Source organism: Lonsdalea britannica, from assembly GCF_003515985.1.
Classification (GTDB): domain Bacteria; phylum Pseudomonadota; class Gammaproteobacteria; order Enterobacterales; family Enterobacteriaceae; genus Lonsdalea; species Lonsdalea britannica.
In genome coordinates this window covers 3,111,127-3,127,341 of record NZ_CP023009.1, presented here as the reverse complement: position 1 = coordinate 3,127,341, position 16,215 = coordinate 3,111,127, and the positions used below count along the sequence as shown (strand labels likewise).

11 protein-coding genes, 1 tRNA gene, 1 other RNA gene, 2 pseudogenes and 2 riboswitches are annotated in these 16,215 nt (G+C 49.8%); of the genes and pseudogenes, 8 read left to right on the top strand and 7 right to left on the bottom strand.

Going from position 1 to position 16,215, the window contains the following annotated elements; translation table 11 throughout:
- Positions 1 to 4 precede the first annotated feature (4 nt).
- Entirely contained in the window at positions 5 to 310 is a 306-nt protein-coding gene (locus CKQ53_RS14370) for a DUF1496 domain-containing protein (RefSeq protein WP_085651383.1), read from the top strand.
- A gap of 41 nt (positions 311 to 351) precedes the next feature.
- On the opposite strand, the gene xthA is transcribed toward CKQ53_RS14370, so the two are convergent.
- Positions 352 to 1,158, bottom strand: coding sequence for an exodeoxyribonuclease III (xthA, locus tag CKQ53_RS14365; protein WP_118895132.1), 807 nt, complete (start codon positions 1,156 to 1,158; stop codon positions 352 to 354).
- 139 nt (positions 1,159 to 1,297) lie between these two features.
- Positions 1,298 to 1,391: riboswitch (glycine riboswitch) on the top strand.
- 2 nt (positions 1,392 to 1,393) lie between these two features.
- Positions 1,394 to 1,489: riboswitch (glycine riboswitch) on the top strand.
- Between the two features lie 19 nt (positions 1,490 to 1,508).
- Here xthA and CKQ53_RS14360 point away from each other — a divergent pair.
- The gene (locus CKQ53_RS14360; RefSeq protein WP_085651381.1) at positions 1,509 to 2,129 is read left to right on the top strand and encodes a trimeric intracellular cation channel family protein; all 621 of its coding nucleotides are present in this window, start codon (positions 1,509 to 1,511) and stop codon (positions 2,127 to 2,129) included.
- Between the two features lie 18 nt (positions 2,130 to 2,147).
- Here CKQ53_RS14360 and CKQ53_RS14355 read toward each other — a convergent pair.
- From CKQ53_RS14355 to CKQ53_RS14340, 4 genes are all read right to left on the bottom strand, one after another.
- Positions 2,148 to 2,272: non-coding RNA, RtT sRNA (locus tag CKQ53_RS14355), on the bottom strand.
- A 45-nt stretch (positions 2,273 to 2,317) separates the two neighbouring features.
- Positions 2,318 to 2,402, bottom strand: a tRNA-Tyr gene (locus tag CKQ53_RS14350).
- Positions 2,403 to 2,553: 151 nt separating this feature from the next.
- On the bottom strand, positions 2,554 to 3,402 hold the full coding sequence (purU, locus tag CKQ53_RS14345; RefSeq protein WP_085651380.1) for a formyltetrahydrofolate deformylase: 849 nt from the start codon (positions 3,400 to 3,402) through the stop codon (positions 2,554 to 2,556).
- A 73-nt stretch (positions 3,403 to 3,475) separates the two neighbouring features.
- Entirely contained in the window at positions 3,476 to 3,943 is a 468-nt protein-coding gene (locus CKQ53_RS14340) for a YchJ family protein (protein WP_085651379.1), read from the bottom strand.
- A 128-nt stretch (positions 3,944 to 4,071) separates the two neighbouring features.
- Between CKQ53_RS14340 and rssA the strand changes: the two genes are divergently transcribed.
- From rssA to galU, 3 genes are all read left to right on the top strand, one after another.
- Complete coding sequence (gene rssA, locus CKQ53_RS14335; RefSeq protein WP_085651378.1) at positions 4,072 to 4,977, top strand: patatin-like phospholipase RssA; 906 nt, start codon at positions 4,072 to 4,074, stop codon at positions 4,975 to 4,977.
- 72 nt (positions 4,978 to 5,049) lie between these two features.
- Entirely contained in the window at positions 5,050 to 6,066 is a 1,017-nt protein-coding gene (rssB, locus tag CKQ53_RS14330; protein ID WP_085651377.1) for a two-component system response regulator RssB, read from the top strand.
- Positions 6,067 to 6,270: 204 nt separating this feature from the next.
- Complete coding sequence (galU, locus tag CKQ53_RS14325) at positions 6,271 to 7,182, top strand: UTP--glucose-1-phosphate uridylyltransferase GalU (RefSeq protein WP_085651376.1); 912 nt, start codon at positions 6,271 to 6,273, stop codon at positions 7,180 to 7,182.
- 133 nt (positions 7,183 to 7,315) lie between these two features.
- On the opposite strand, the gene hns is transcribed toward galU, so the two are convergent.
- Together hns and adhE are read right to left on the bottom strand one after the other, a co-directional pair.
- Positions 7,316 to 7,723, bottom strand: coding sequence for a histone-like nucleoid-structuring protein H-NS (hns, locus tag CKQ53_RS14320; RefSeq protein WP_026739418.1), 408 nt, complete (start codon positions 7,721 to 7,723; stop codon positions 7,316 to 7,318).
- A 1,242-nt stretch (positions 7,724 to 8,965) separates the two neighbouring features.
- Positions 8,966 to 11,643, bottom strand: a pseudogene (adhE, locus tag CKQ53_RS14315) (bifunctional acetaldehyde-CoA/alcohol dehydrogenase).
- Between the two features lie 540 nt (positions 11,644 to 12,183).
- Here adhE and CKQ53_RS14310 point away from each other — a divergent pair.
- The 3 genes and pseudogenes from CKQ53_RS14310 (at position 12,184) to oppB (ending at position 16,208) form a co-directional block, all read left to right on the top strand.
- A pseudogene (locus tag CKQ53_RS14310) lies at positions 12,184 to 12,827 on the top strand (YchE family NAAT transporter).
- Positions 12,828 to 13,599: 772 nt separating this feature from the next.
- On the top strand, positions 13,600 to 15,204 hold the full coding sequence (gene oppA, locus CKQ53_RS14305) for an oligopeptide ABC transporter substrate-binding protein OppA (protein WP_085651399.1): 1,605 nt from the start codon (positions 13,600 to 13,602) through the stop codon (positions 15,202 to 15,204).
- A gap of 83 nt (positions 15,205 to 15,287) precedes the next feature.
- Complete coding sequence (gene oppB, locus CKQ53_RS14300) at positions 15,288 to 16,208, top strand: oligopeptide ABC transporter permease OppB (RefSeq protein ID WP_085651373.1); 921 nt, start codon at positions 15,288 to 15,290, stop codon at positions 16,206 to 16,208.
- The last annotated feature ends 7 nt before the right edge of the window (positions 16,209 to 16,215 follow it).

Sequence of the window (16,215 nt, the reverse complement as noted above, 5' to 3'; positions counted from 1 at the left end):
ATTCATGACGGTACGATGGGGACAGTTTCTGGCGGCAACGCTGCTGGTTTTGCCTATCTGGGGGCAAGCCAATCCGGGAAGTCATACCAATACGGACATTGTGGTGCCGGTACCGCCGCAGGTGATTTGGGGCAACGGCAACAATTCGGGTCAACAGGATAACGGTCAGCAATGTATTCGCTGCTGCACTTACCAGAACAAGCAGTATTCCGAAGGAGCGGTCATCAAGATGGAAGGCGTTTTGTTGCAGTGTGCTGAGGATAAGCAGCGGCTCAGCACCAATAATCTGGTGTGGCGGATGGTGAAATAACCGCATGGCGGGGCGGAATGACGGCCCCGCTAATATGCGCGTTAGAGTGAGAACTCAGCCCAGATAGGCGCGTGATCAGATGGTTTATCCATCGCGCGGATGACGTAGTCAATACCGGTGCCAGTGCAACGCTCCGCCAGAGATTTGTCCGCCAGTATCAGGTCGATGCGCAGGCCACGGTTGGTATCAAAACCTTTGGAACGATAGTCAAACCACGAAAACTGGTCGTTACAGGACGGATTGGCGGCGCGGAACGTGTCCACCAGTCCCCAGTTTTGCAGTCGGGCCAGCCACTCACGCTCTTCCGGCAAGAAAGAGCATTTGCCGGTGCGCAGCCAGCGTTTACGGTTCTCTTCCCCAATTCCAATATCCAGATCGGTTGGGCTGATATTCAGATCGCCCATGATTACCAGCGGTTGCCCTTGTGGGTGATGGTTTTCGATATAGTTCTGCAAATCCTGATAAAAGCGCGTTTTCGCGGGGAACTTTGTCGGATGGTCGCGGCTTTCTCCCTGAGGGAAATAGCCGTTGATGACGGTTAACGGACCCTGAACCGTGTCGATATCCGCCATGATGATGCGTCGCTGCGCGTCTTCCTCATCGGTCGGAAATCCGCGTCGAACCGCCAGTGGCGCTTTCTTCGTCAGCAGCGCCACGCCGTAATGGCCTTTCTGTCCATGGTAAAAGACGTGATAGCCATGCTGAGCGACGTCTTCCAGCGGGAACATGTCGTCGTGTACCTTGGTTTCCTGTAAACCAATGACGTCTGGCTGATGTTGTTCGACCACTGCGGCTAGTTGATGAGGTCGTGCCCGCAGGCCGTTGATGTTAAAAGAAACAAACTTCATGTTCGCTGCCGTTGTAATGAAAATGTGCCGAGATGGTAGCAGAAATGCGGGCGGTGAGTCACGGTCATGACCCGGCATAAACGCCGATAGTAACCATCGATATTGCAGGGTTGATGGCGCTCGGGAGAGTCCGTATACTCCGCGACTCGCAGGAGAGAGGAGGCCATCACAAGCCATCCCGCCGAAGGCGCAAACTCCCATAATCGCTCAGGTCACCTTACTGCATATTCTTCTATAGACGCCAACTGGAGAGCGGTTGCCAGACAACCCACCGAAGGGGCAAGCGGCGTAAGCTGCACAAACTCTCAGGTAAAAGGACAGAGGGAGGGGCACAATTACGAGAGGCTCGTGTGCTGACCTATATCTATCTTATTGCCATTACTGCCGAAGGGATGTCCGGCGCGCTGGCGGCAGGTCGCCGCAATATGGACATTTTCGGTGTTTCGCTAATCGCCTTCATCACGGCATTGGGTGGCGGCACCGTCCGCGACATTCTTCTCGGCAATTTCCCCATTGGCTGGACACAACATCCGGCGTACATCTATCTCACGGTTGGTGCGGGTCTGTTTACCGTCATCATCGCGCGTTTCATGCAGCATCTGCATCGCCTGTTTTTGGTCCTGGACGCGATGGGGCTCATCGCATTCACCATTATTGGCTGCAATGTGGCGCTTCATCTGAATTATTCGCTGACGATTGTGGTTATCGCGGGCGTGACGACGGGGATTTTCGGTGGGATTCTACGGGATATTTTCTGCAACCGTACGCCGATGGTGCTGCGTAAAGAGCTCTATGCCTGTGTTTCGCTACTGGTGGCCCTGCTTTATCTCGGTTTCCGGCACGTCGGTCTCAATCACGATATCAATCAACTGATCTCCTTCCTTATTGGACTCGCTGTCCGACTGGCGGCCATCCGTTGGTCATGGCAATTACCGGTATTCACCTATATGCCCGGACGGTGGAAAGGGTAAACCAGTATCTTTCGGAGATGGTAGCGGGGGAAGGGTGACTCGTCACTCCGTTCCTCGCCCTTCGGGCCGTGCTGCGCACGTTGTCTCGCGATGCTCGACTCGAACCTTGTCGAAGGTTCTCACCTTCCCCCTAATGGGAACAGGTAATTTCTTAATATGGGATTAATTTGAGGGGACTATTTGGAAGATGGTGGTGGGGGAAGGATTCGAACCTTCGAAGTCTGTGACGGCAGATTTACAGTCTGCTCCCTTTGGCCGCTCGGGAACCCCACCACTGGCCTGAAACGTGTTTTGTGTTAAGCGGGGCGCATCATATCAAATGCCGCGCCCCTGTAAAGTCTGAACCGGTAAAATCAGATTCGTTTGCCGGTTTTTTATGCCTTCTGCCGCTGTCTTGAGCAGCTATACGGCATGAGGCTGTGCGTTACAGGATGATCGTGCGATTTCCGTAGACGAAAACACGCTGAGCCAGCACCTGGTAGAGAGCCCGGCTAAGGACGTTTTTCTCCACGTCGCGACCTGCGCGCATCATGTCGTCAGCCGTATAGGTATGATCAACATGAATGACGTCCTGCATGATGATCGGGCCTTCATCCAGACTGTCGTTTACATAGTGAGCGGTGGCGCCGATGATTTTAACGCCGCGCTCGTACGCCTGATGGTATGGGCGTGCCCCGATAAAAGCGGGCAGGAATGAATGGTGGATGTTGATGACCTGATTCGGATAGTGCTGAACGAATGCCGGGGTCAGGACACGCATGTACTTCGCCAGCACAACATAGTCCGGTTGATACTGGTCGATCTGAGCGATCATCTGTTGATCGTGTTCGTCGCGGGACAACCCTTCGTGGCTGATCAGATGGAACGGAATATCGAAACGCTCAACCAATGTTCGTAATGTTTCATGATTCCCGATGACCGCCGCGATTTCGACATCCAAACCGCCATAGGCATTTTTCATCAGCAGATCGCCCAGGCAGTGGGCTTCTTTGGTCACCAGAATCACAATGCGGCGACGGCCTGCGTCGCTCAGTTCACGAACAGAGCCTACCGGTAAAGCGCTGTCCAGATCTTCCAGCAGCGTCGTATCGTTGAAGATGCCTTCCAATTCGGTGCGCATGAAGAAACGTCCGGTACGATGGTCGACATACTCGGAGTTTTGCACGATGTTCAGTTCGTGCTTGTAGCAAATATTGGTGATTTTCGCGATCAACCCTTTTGAATCAGGGCAGATAGTCCGTAGAACTTTTCTTTGCATATTATGGGATTGCATGGGGGTGTCGATCCTGTCCAAAGCAAATATCAATCATTTTTATTGAGCCGTGCCGAAAAGGCGGGCTGTTACTCTATTGTCCGCAGCACTTTTTGTATTTTTTACCTGAGCCGCAGGGACAGGCTTCATTTCTGCCGGTCGACAGATGAACGCCGTCGACATAGTACCAGCGATCGTGATGGCGAAGGAAGCGTGAGCGCTCTCTCATCAACACGTTGCGCTGAGGCGTGTCCTTGTCTGCATAGCGTGCCGCAAACTCGACGAATCCCTCATCAGCCTCCTTTCCCTCACGCTTCGCCAATACGTTTAGACCCTGCCATTCGGTGTTGTTGCAGGTTGCCGCGATCTCTGTTCTGAAATTCTCGGCGAGGCACGAGGGGTGCCATGTGGCGATCAGGTAGTCGACGTTTTGCTGAACATAAGCGCTATAACGCGATCGCATCAAGGATTCAGGGGTGGGAGGAGTCTTTACACCGTTGATATAAGGCTCACAGCAGCGTGAAAAAGGTTGTTGATTGCCGCAAAAGCAACATTCGGACACAATATCTACCTTAATAATTTTTTTATGAATTAAATAATTGAGACGTATCTTAAAAACGCTTCATATAGTACCCAGCGAGTTTGACGCATGGCAATGTAGTCTAGAATAAAGCAGGCAGGGGGGAAACCATGCGTAAGGTCAAGGTCGGATTGGCTTTGGGGTCCGGTGCCGCAAAGGGATGGGCACATATTGGTGTCATTAAAGCGTTAAAGGAACTCGGCATTGAGCCTGAGATCGTCGCCGGATGTTCGGTCGGCTCGTTGGTCGGCGCTGCTTATGCGACCAACCAGTTGGACAGCATGGCCCGTTGGGTCGGTGGTTTTGGCTATTGGGATGTGATCCGATTGATGGATCTATCCTGGCGCCGAGGGGGATTACTGCGGGGCGATCGCGTTTTCGAACAGGTTCGTCGGCTGTTGCGTACCCAGTGTATTGAAGATTGCGCGATCAAGTTTGGCGCGGTCGCCACCAATTTGAGTACAGGTCGTGAACTCTGGTTAACAGAAGGTGACCTACACCTGTCTATACGCGCTTCATGCAGTATGCCGGGATTGCTATCGCCGGTTGCGTTCAACGGCTACTGGCTGGTGGACGGCGCGGTCGTCAATCCTGTCCCCGTGTCATTAACGCGGGCGATGGGGGCAGATATCGTGATTGCCGTTGACTTACAGCATGATGCAAGTCTGAAAAGTCACGATTTGCTTTCAGTGAAACCGCCGCAACCGGAGATGGATGTCGTGTCTGTGGGGGGATGGTCGCAGCGAATACGTGAACGACTTCATCTGGGAGGGCGACAGCCTGCGGAAGTCAGACCCACGGCGATGGAGATTATGAGCACCTCAATTCAGGTGCTCGAGAACCGTCTGAAAATGAGTCGTATGGCCGGCGATCCGCCAGACGTGCTGATTCAACCCTACTGCCCGCAGATAGCGACGTTGGATTTTCATCGCGCGCAGGAAGCCATGGATGCGGGCAGACTGGCGGTGGAAAAACAACGAGAGATGTTATTGCCATTGGTTTACCGGGCTACCTGATCACCGTCGGGTAGCCTGAATTACAACATCAGCAAGATGAATATGAACAGACTGAGTTTTAAGGGGTAACTAATGGCACGACCATTAACGGGGAAAGAGATTTTAATCGTTGAGGATGAGGCTGTTTTCCGCTCTGTGCTAGCGGGTTATCTGACTTCACTGGGTGCCAACATCATTGAAGCGGACAACGGCCAGAATGCCTTCGATATGATTACTCACCAACAGCCGGATTTGATCATCTGCGATTTGAATATGCCTACGATGGGTGGATTTGAGTTTGTCGATCGATTTCGTCAGCAGAATACAGAAACGCCCATTCTGGTTATTTCGGCGACCAGTCATATGGCGGATGTGGCGAAAATATTACGGCTCGGCGTGCAGGATGTCCTGCTGAAACCGGTCAATGATTATAACCGATTACGTGAAACGGTAATGTCATGCCTCTATCCTGACATGTTTACTTCCCAAGTCAGTGAAGTCGACAAATTAATGCAGGATATGGAATCGCTGAATCAATGCCCGGCCGATGTCAACAAGCTTCTCGAGCAATTACAGCCGCCCGTTAATCAAACGATTGCCCAGTGTCGTATTAATTATCGGCAGCTAACCGTTGCGGATCATCCAGGGTTGGTATTGGATATCGTGGCGTTATCGGAAGATGAACTGGCTTTTTACTGTCTGGATGTGACACAGGCCGATCATAATAATGGTGTGGTGGCTGCATTGTTATTACGCGCATTATTCAATGGGCTGTTACGTGAGCACCTTACTAACCAGCAGCGGAAGCAACCTGAATTATCTATGTTGTTAAGACAAGTGAATCAATTGTTGCGCCATGCCGGGCTTAAAGGCGAGTTTCCATTATTGGTTGGGTATTACCATCACAGTGTAAAAAAACTGATTCTTATTTCTGCAGGATTACATGCGACGCTTAGCGTAAAAGAAAATCAGTTGATGCTGCACAGCGGTATTCCGCTGGGTGCAAAGGACAGCGCTTATCTCAATCAACTCGGCTATCAGTGCGAATCGTGGCAGTGTCAGATATGGGGAAGTGGTGGGCAGTTACGTTTAATGGTTTCTACGGATTAATCCGATGGTCACCGAGATAAGCATACTTCAACCTGTAGCGACGCATTGTGATTATTTGATTTTCTACAATTTGAGGGGTAATGCGCTTTCTTTTTCCGAGTATGAGTCAGTACCGGGCAATGCGTATCGGAACTGATATACTCAGTGCTTATGTTTAGAAGATAAATAAAGCTCATTATTTGAACGAAATATACGAGGTTGTTTATGTCAGCTGTCAATAAAAAAGTAAAAAAAGCGGTCATTCCTGTGGCCGGGCTGGGTACGCGTATGCTGCCAGCCACTAAGGCTATTCCTAAGGAAATGTTACCGCTGGTTGATAAACCTTTAATTCAATACGTAGTCAATGAATGTATTGCGGCAGGCATTAACGAAATTATTCTGGTTACGCACTCCTCCAAAAACTCGATTGAAAACCACTTCGATACCAGCTTTGAACTTGAAGCTATGTTGGAAAAGCGCGTTAAGCGTCAGTTGTTGGATGAGGTTAAATCTATTTGTCCTGAGCATGTCACTATTATGCAGGTACGTCAGGGCGTCGCTAAAGGCCTGGGGCATGCCGTATTGTGTGCTTACCCGCTGGTAGGCGACGAACCCGTAGCGGTTATTTTGCCGGACGTGATTATCGATGAATACGAAAGTAACCTGAAGAAAGACAATTTGAGCGAAATGCTACAACGTTTCGAAGAAACAGGACACAGCCAGATTATGGTTGAGCCTGTTGAAGACGTCAGCAGCTATGGCGTTGTGGATTGTCAGGGAAGGGCGCTGAAGCCCGGTGATAGCGCACCAATGGTTGGCGTGGTTGAAAAACCTAAAGCGGATGAGGCGCCGTCTAATTTGGCCGTGGTGGGGCGGTATGTCCTTTCAGATCAAATCTGGGACTTCCTGAAGAAAACGCCTCCGGGTGCGGGTAACGAAATTCAGCTGACCGATGCTATCGCCATGTTGATGGATAAAGAGACCGTTGAGGCTTATCACCTCAAAGGTATCAGCCATGACTGCGGTAATAAGCTGGGTTACATGTCAGCTTTCGTTGAATATGGGTTACGTCATAAAACGCTGGGTACAGAGTTCAACGAGTGGTTGAAAACTGCTGTTCAGGAAGAAAATAGCTAATTATTTTTAGCCCTCTGTGCAAGTACAGAGGGCTTTCACCTTATCCCGCCCAGCGTAATTCTCCTGTCATCAAGATAAAAAAATACCCCCTGCATGCAGGGGGTATTTCATAAGAATTAATTATGTAATGCTATTACAGCAGAAAGTCATCCAGAGATTTACCCTGTTCTTCGATAGCTTTTTTGATCACTGCCGGAGTGCGGCCCTGACCAGTCCAGGTTTTGACTTCGCCATTTTCATCAGTGTACTGGTATTTAGCAGGGCGAGCAGCGCGTTTGCTTTTACCGGCAACTTTAGTAGAGCCTAAAGACTGAAGCAGTTCATTCGGATCGATACCGTCTGCAATTAACATATCGCGGTACTGCTGCAATTTGCGGGTACGTTCTTCAATTTCTGCCTGAGCTTGGCTTTCTTCTTCGCGGCGTTCATTAACCACGACTTCCAGTTTTTCCAGCATTTCTTCCAGCGTTTCCAGACTACATTCTCTTGCCTGGGCGCGCAGGGTACGGATGTTGTTTAGAATCTTTAGTGCTTCGCTCATTGTATTAGTCTCAAAATATATTTAATTAGTGGCTGTACGAGAGATAATAGAGCGCTATTTTATTTTCTGCAATAGGTAGATTTGTATTATCCCCAAAAATAACAAATCTAATACAGTCATCACGTATCGGGTGACCGATATAAATCTTTCAGAATTGCTAATACATTTGGTTACGTCCTGCTGGATGAATTATGGTCCGACCTGTTGTCACGGTTTGTTTAGCCAACAATTAATCGCAATTTGTCCTGTTTAAACGGCTCAATTACTCGCGCTGTCTCCGCAGGGAATAGCGTAAATGCTGCTCGCCTAAAGTCTCTTTAGTGAGATTGTTACAATCAATTCCAAATCATGACGCGTGATGTAGAGATCCTCACTGTATTTGATATCGGTCGAATTTATTTTAAGGCTAACCAGAGCCCAAAGACTCGTTCTTCGCGTAAATAAGCCAAGTGTTCCCAGAGAGAGGCTATTTACAATACAACGCAAAAGATTGCGCTATGGGCGCACTTCTTAGCCTGATGAACAACGTATCATGTGGATTATGAAGGTCTATTTAAAACCGAATAAGAAAAGAACCTCTGACCAGAACTATTGACTCATAAATTATATGTTGGCATCTCGCCATCCTTCATTCGGAAGGTCGCCATACGGCGTTACCCTTAATTTATCCATATTATTTTCACGCCAAATGAGTCCGCAGGTTAACGGTTTTATAGCAAAAGGTATGAAATAATTGAGTAACCCTAGGACATACTTACTTTTGTAACTATTGATATAAAGAAAATTTTATCCCGTCCACACTTTTCAGTTAAGTCATATTAATAAGCACCATGAATCTTTCGGCCTGACCGTTTCAACCTGAAATTGTGGTGTTTTTACTCCGTATTATGTTGGGGTGCATCACGTTACGTCGCGCATGTTAGTCGTGTTTCTGTGTTTAAAAGATTCACGCCTATGGCTAGGCATACACAAACGGCTCATCACGAACAACCACAGAATCTTAATTGGCGCAGGAGGGCGATACCTTCCCACTGATAAAAAATAACGCGTCAACGCTTCTCCCAGGCATATCCTTCCCATCCGTAGCCTCAATACAACGCTGGCGCCGTGTTCTTGTGACGCCACGTTCTTTTAGCCCTGCATGCAATGTCGGCTTATGTGCGGCTTTGCTGACGGTTAATAAAAAACCCCGCGTCAACGACACGGGGTTTGGAGAGTCACAACAGTGGGTATTTAATTAACTTACGATTTACCACTTTTGCGCTTTTTAGCGGGCGCTTTTGTTTGTTCAACGGCCGGGGCCGCGTCGTCTTGTTCTGAGAACGTGCGGCCATAATAACTATCCAGCAGAATTTGCTTCACTTCGACAATCAGCGGGAAGCGTGGGTTTGCTCCAGTGCACTGGTCGTCCAGAGCATCTTCAGACAGCTTATCCACTTTGGCCAGGAAGTCAGCTTCCTGAACGCCCGCTTCACGAATAGAAGCAGGAATACCCAGCTCTTTCTTCAGCGACTCCAACCAGCCCAGCAGCTTCTCAATTTTCTGCGCCGTCCGGTCGCCTGCTGCGCTCAGACCCAGATGATCGGCAATCTCAGCATAGCGACGACGTGCCTGCGGGCGGTCATACTGACTGAACGCCGTCTGCTTGGTCGGTACGTCATTCGCGTTATAACGAATAACGTTGCAGATCAACAGGGCGTTGGCTAGGCCGTGTGGAATATGGAACTCTGACCCTAACTTATGAGCCATGGAGTGGCATACGCCGAGGAAGGCGTTAGCAAATGCGATACCGGCGATAGTGGCGGCGTTATGCACACGCTCACGGGCAACCGGATTCTTGGCGCCTTCGTGGTAGCTTGCCGGCAGATTGTCTTTCAGCAGTTTCAATGCCTGCAAGGCCTGACCATCCGAGTATTCGTTAGCCAGTACGGAAACATAGGCTTCCAGCGCATGTGTTACCGCATCCAGACCGCCGAATGCACACAGCGATTTCGGCATATTCATCACAAGATTGGCATCGATGATGGCCATGTCCGGCGTCAACGCATAGTCTGCCAGTGGGTATTTTTGACCTGTCGCATCGTCGATGACGACGGCGAACGGCGTCACTTCTGAACCGGTACCGGAAGTGGTCGTAATCGCCACCATCTTCGCTTTGACCCCCATTTTGGGGAATTTATAGATGCGTTTGCGAATATCCATAAAGCGCAGAGCCAGGTCCGCGAAGTGTGCGTCTGGATGTTCATATAGTACCCACATGATTTTCGCCGCATCCATCGGGGAACCCCCACCCAGCGCGATAATCACATCAGGATTGAATACGTTCATCTTCTCCACGCCGCGTCGTACAACGCTCAGGGTGGGGTCGGCTTCCACTTCAAAGAACACGTCCACTTCCATGCCATGGCGTTTCAGCACGCTGGTGACCTGATCGACGTAGCCATTGTTGAACAAGAACGGGTCTGTGACGATGAAAGCGCGCTTGGCGCCTTCCGTCGCGATTTCTTCAAGCGCCAGCGGCAAAGCCCCCGGCGGAAATAGATAGATTTGGGAATTTTGTGCCACAACATATTTTCAGCTCGCTTCGCTACCGTTTTACGGTTGATCAGGTGTTTCGGCCCGACGTTTTCTGAAATCGAGTTACCGCCCCATGAGCCACAGCCCAGCGTCAATGACGGCGCCAGTTTGAAGTTGTACAAATCACCGATCCCGCCATGAGATGCCGGGGTGTTGATCAGAATACGCGAGGTCTTCATTTTGTCGCCGAAGGTATCAATGCGCGCTTTTTCGTTGTCCTGATCGGTATAAAGGCAGGAGGTATGGCCGATACCGCCCATCGCGACCAGTTGCTCCGCTTTCGCTACCGCATCGTCAAAGTCTTTCGCGCGGTACATCGCCAGTGTCGGAGACAGTTTTTCGTGTGCAAACGGTTCAGATTCATCAATTTTACTGACTTCGCCGATCAACACTTTGGTTTTTGCCGGCACGGTGATGCCAGCCAGTTTAGCGATATCTGCAGCTGGCTGACCGACGATTGCGGCGTTCAGCGCGCCGTTTTTCAACAGGACGCCCTGAACGGCCGTCAGCTCCTGACCTTGCAGTAAATAGCCCCCATGGGAGGCGAAACGTTCACGTACGGCGTCATAGACGTCATCCACGACGACGACGGACTGCTCCGACGCGCAAATCACACCGTTATCGAAGGTTTTGGACATGAGGATGGAAGCCACCGCACGTTTGATATCCGCGGTTTCGTCAATTACGACCGGCGTATTGCCTGCGCCGACGCCGATAGCCGGTTTACCGGAACTGTAGGCTGCTTTCACCATGCCGGGACCGCCTGTCGCCAGGATCAGATTGATATCCGGATGGTGCATTAATTGATTAGACAGCTCGACGGAAGGCGCATCGATCCAGCCAATAATGTCTTTCGGCGCGCCCGCCGCAATGGCGGCTTGCAGCACGATATCCGCCGCTTTATTCGTGGCGTCTTTGGCGCGTGGGTGAGGGGAGAATATGATGCCGTTACGGGTTTTAAGACTGATTAATGCTTTAAAAATCGCCGTGGAGGTCGGGTTGGTCGTGGGGACGATACCGCAGATTAGACCGATAGGTTCTGCAATGGTGATGGTACCGAAAGCATCGTCGACGGACAGAACGCCACAGGTTTTTTCATCCTTGTAGGCATTGTAGATATATTCGGAGGCAAAATGGTTTTTAATCACTTTATCTTCGACAATCCCCATGCCTGATTCGGCAACGGCCATTTTCGCCAGAGGGATACGGGCATCTGCGGCAGCCAGAGCGGCAGCACGGAAAATGGTATCCACTTGCTCTTGTGAAAAGCTGGCAAACTTGCGCTGAGCGTGTTTTACACGTTCAACCAGTGCGTTAAGTTCTGCCACATTGGTTACGGCCATAATGATCTCCTGTAATTATTCAAACTCTTTCAGTCAATAGTTGCCGCTTAACGGGCAGTCACGTCTGTCGACATGCTGGTATTACGGGGGGCAATGCCGTGGCATCTGTCCGCGCCCCATTGACTCAAAGAGCTCGCGCTATACTCATTACCGAAGTCAACACGGGTCGTTGTTGGCTGCTGCTCTGCTACCCCCCATGGGGGGCTGAAGCCAAATACTTTTTTGGCTATTTATTCTGTGGGTCTCGTTTTAGCGATTGCGATCAGACTACAGGGTTATCAATCGTCTTTTTGTGATCCTGGTCCAATATTTTACCGGCTGACTCCATTCAGCTTATTTTGATTGATAGTTAAAACCAATCAAAATCAGGTCATTTCGAAAAGTTAACGTTTTTGGTTGAAAAGTGTATTTACCTGTTTATTTTACTTACATAGAAAAAAACAGAGGAATATTCGATTATCGAGAGGGACGTGTCGTCTTATTTTCATTACAATGCGCCCGTAATTCTCTTATCTTCCTGAAGACTGTCTGAGGTGCGGTGTGATGCATTCTGTGCTGGATTTTTCCAGTTTTATAAAATTTTTCGTCGGCTTATTCGCCCTCGTTAACCCTATCGGCGTTTTACCCGTATTTATAGGGATGACCAGTTATCAGGATAATAATGAACGAGACAGAACGAATTTAACGGCGAATGTTTCCGTTGTTCTTATTCTCTGGGTCTCCTTATTTTTCGGTGATGGCATTCTGCGGTTGTTCGGTATTTCCATTGATTCATTTCGTATCGCCGGGGCATTCTGGTGATGACGATCGCGATGTCGATGATTGGCGGTAAGCTGGGTGAGCATAAACAGAATAAGCAGGAAAAAACGGAAAACGCCAACCGCGAAAGCGTTGGGGTCGTCCCTTTGGCGCTACCGCTCATGGCGGGACCCGGTGCTATCAGCTCCACCATTGTATGGAGCTCTCGATATCATGGTTGGCCCAACCTGGTTGGGTTGTCATTAACCATCGCCCTGTTTTCATTTTGTTGTTGGCTATTATTTCGTGCCGCCCCAATGCTTGTCCGGCTACTGGGGCAAACCGGTATTAACGTCGTCACTCGTATCATGGGCTTATTACTGATGTCGCTCGGTATCGAATTTATTGTGACCGGCCTGAGATCGACGTTCCCCGGATTGTTATAAGCGCCGTTTCTATTATCTGATTATTCGATCACTGGACTTACCGGCTGTCGCCCATGCGTCAGCCGGTTTTTTTATATAAAAAATATTGATGGTTTATTGAGGCGGAGCGAAACAAATAACGGCATGGATCTTGATGTTAGCGTGCGAGGTTGAGACCGCGCACTCTGTTTTTTGTGATTATCCCCACAGTCATTGACGAATGATTATCAAAAGTGACACGCTGAGCTCTGTAGGAGCAAATGCGTGAATCAGTAATAACAACTTCTTATGGTAGGTTGATATCCTGTTTTACATAAAAAATAACCTACATAACGCTATAATTTTAATGTGATGACGGAAGGCTTTGTTCATATTTTCCGCAGAGTTTTCTCACAATAGAAAATTAAGTAACAGCACGTGAATTCTATTGGCGTAGCGTCATTCTTTTGCTAGCGTCGGCTTGATTAGGTGTTTAATCATTACTAAAGGTAAGTTAATTTAAACTTACCATGCCGTTTCTCTTCAGCCATTTTTCTCAGGGGATAGCGAGACGCTGCGTTTCTCTGTAAACGGCGAGGTTAGGGTAGACGCATGACTGAGACTCGATGAGCCTGATTTCATTGCTGGGGAACGCATTGTGTTCCTTAATGATGAAAACGATAGGGGCAGCACGTGGCGACCATCAGACTCGTTCCCTGAAAGCGCCGCGTGGTGGGTCGACGTCGTGCAATAAAAAAGCACAACAGGAGCATAATCAACAATGGCAAAACTCAGATTTCAACCGCGGCGGTTCATGACGGCACTGGGCATGTTTAGCGCAGCAGTATCGATGTCGAGCTGGGCTGCCGTGGTCCCGCCCGGTGTGCAGCTGGCGGATAAACAGGAGCTGGTGCGAAATAACGGCGCAGAAGTTGCGTCGCTGGACCCGCATAAAATCGAAGGCGTACCGGAAACCAATGTGTCGCGCGATCTGTTGGAAGGGCTGGTCAACACCGACCCCGACGGGAAGATCATTCCTGGCGTGGCGGAAAGCTGGGATAACCAGAATTTTACGGTCTGGACCTTCCATCTGCGTAAAGATGCCCGTTGGTCTAATGGCGATCCGGTGACCGCAGACGATTTTGTATATAGTTGGCGGCGAGTGACCGATCCAAAAACGGCTTCTCCCTATGCCTCTTACCTGCAATTCGGCCATATCGTGAATATTGACGATGTGGTGGCCGGTAAAAAAGCCACCGATACGTTGGGCATTAAGGCGCTAGACGATCACACGCTACAGGTCACATTAAGTCAGCCGGTCCCTTATTTCTATAAATTGCTGGTCTATCCGGCGACCTTCCCGGTATATAAAAAAGCCGTCGAAAAATTCGGCGAAAAATGGACGCAGCCTGCAAACTGGGTCGGTAACGGTGCCTATAAGCTGAAAGAGTGGGTGGTCAATGAGAAACTTGTGCTTGAGAGAAACCCCAATTATTGGGACAACGCGCATACCGTCATCAACAAAGTCGTTTACCTGCCTATCACTTCGGAAGTGACCGACGTCAATCGCTATCGCAGCGGTGAAATCGACATGACCTATAATTACCTTCCGATCGAATTGTTCCAAAAATTAAAAAAAGAGATCCCGAGCGAAGTTCACGCCGATCCTTATCTGTGCACCTATTATTTCGAAATCAATAATCAGAAAGCGCCGTTTAATGATGTCAGAGTGCGCAACGCGCTGCGTCTGGGACTCGATCAGGACATCCTGACCAACAAGGTAAAAAATCAGGGCGATACGCCAGCCTTTGGTTACACCCCGCCATATATTGATGGTATGGCCGTGTTGAAACCGGAGTGGGCAAGCTGGTCTCAGCAGAAACGTAACGAAGAAGCGAAAAGATTATTGGCCGAGGCCGGCTACAGCGCGGAAAAACCGCTGACTTTGACACTCCTGTACAACACCTCCGATTTACATAAAAAGATGTCGATTGCGGCGGCGTCAATCTGGAAAAGCAATATCGGCGTCAATGTAAAACTGGAAAATCAGGAATGGAAAACCTTCCTGGATAATCGACATCAGGGCAATTACGACCTGGCGCGGGGCGGATGGTGTGCGGATTACAACGAGCCGTCCGGCTTTTTGAATAGCATGGTCTCTAACAGCAGTAGTAATACCTCGCACTATAACAGTCCGCGGTTTGACCAATTGATGGATAAAGCGCTGGCGGCAAAAACCGATGCTGAACGAGCCGCACTTTATCAGCAGGCGGAAGCGCAGCTGGATAAGGATGCGACGATCGCGCCAATTTATTATTACGCCAATTTGCGGTTGGTTAAACCGTACGTCGGCGGATTGACCGGGAAAGATCCGCTGGACTACGTAAAAGTCAAAGATCTTTACATTATCAAACAATAAGCTCATTGCTGCCGCGCCAGCACGGGCGGCAGCCTTGCAATAATAAAAACCGCTTTTTTTGACCGGTTTGATAGGTAAGGCCCATGCTTAAATTTATTTTTCGTCGGTGTCTGGAAGCGATACCGACACTCTTCGTACTCATCACCCTCTCTTTCTTCATGATGCGGCTTGCCCCCGGCAGTCCTTTTACCGGCGAGCGCAATCTCCCGCCGGAAGTCATGGCCAATATCGAGGCCAAATACCATCTGAACGATCCTATTCTCACGCAGTATGGGCACTATTTAGTGCAGCTCGCGCACGGGGATTTCGGACCCTCGTTCAAATACAAAGACTATTCGGTGAACGATCTGGTGCTACGCGCCTTTCCTGTATCAGCCAAACTTGGCGCCGCTGCGTTTCTGCTGGCTATCATTTTGGGCGTATCCGCGGGCGTGGTGGCGGCGTTAAACCAGAACGGGAAATGGGACTTTACGGTGATGGGATTTGCGATGACGGGCGTGGTGATCCCGAGCTTTGTCGTCGCGCCGCTACTGGTATTGGTCTTCGCGATCATACTGAAATGGCTGCCTGGCGGTGGCTGGAATGGCGGGGCGCCCAGATACATTATTTTGCCGATGGTCGCGCTTTCGCTCTCTTATATCGCCAGTATTGCCCGCATCACACGCGGTTCCATGATCGAAGTGTTGCATTCCAACTTTATTCGTACCGCGCGCGCTAAAGGATTGCCGATGCGCAAGATTATCCTGCGCCACGCGCTGAAACCGGCGCTGTTGCCGGTGTTGTCTTACATGGGGCCCGCCTTCGTCGGCATCATCACGGGATCGATGGTCATAGAGACTATTTTCGGCCTGCCGGGTATTGGCCAACTGTTCGTCAATGGCGCGCAGAACCGAGACTACTCGCTAGTGTTGAGCCTGACCATTTTGGTCGGGGCGCTAACCATTTTGTTTAACGCGATTATTGACGTGCTGTACGCGGTAATCGACCCCAAAATTCGCTATTAAGTCGAGG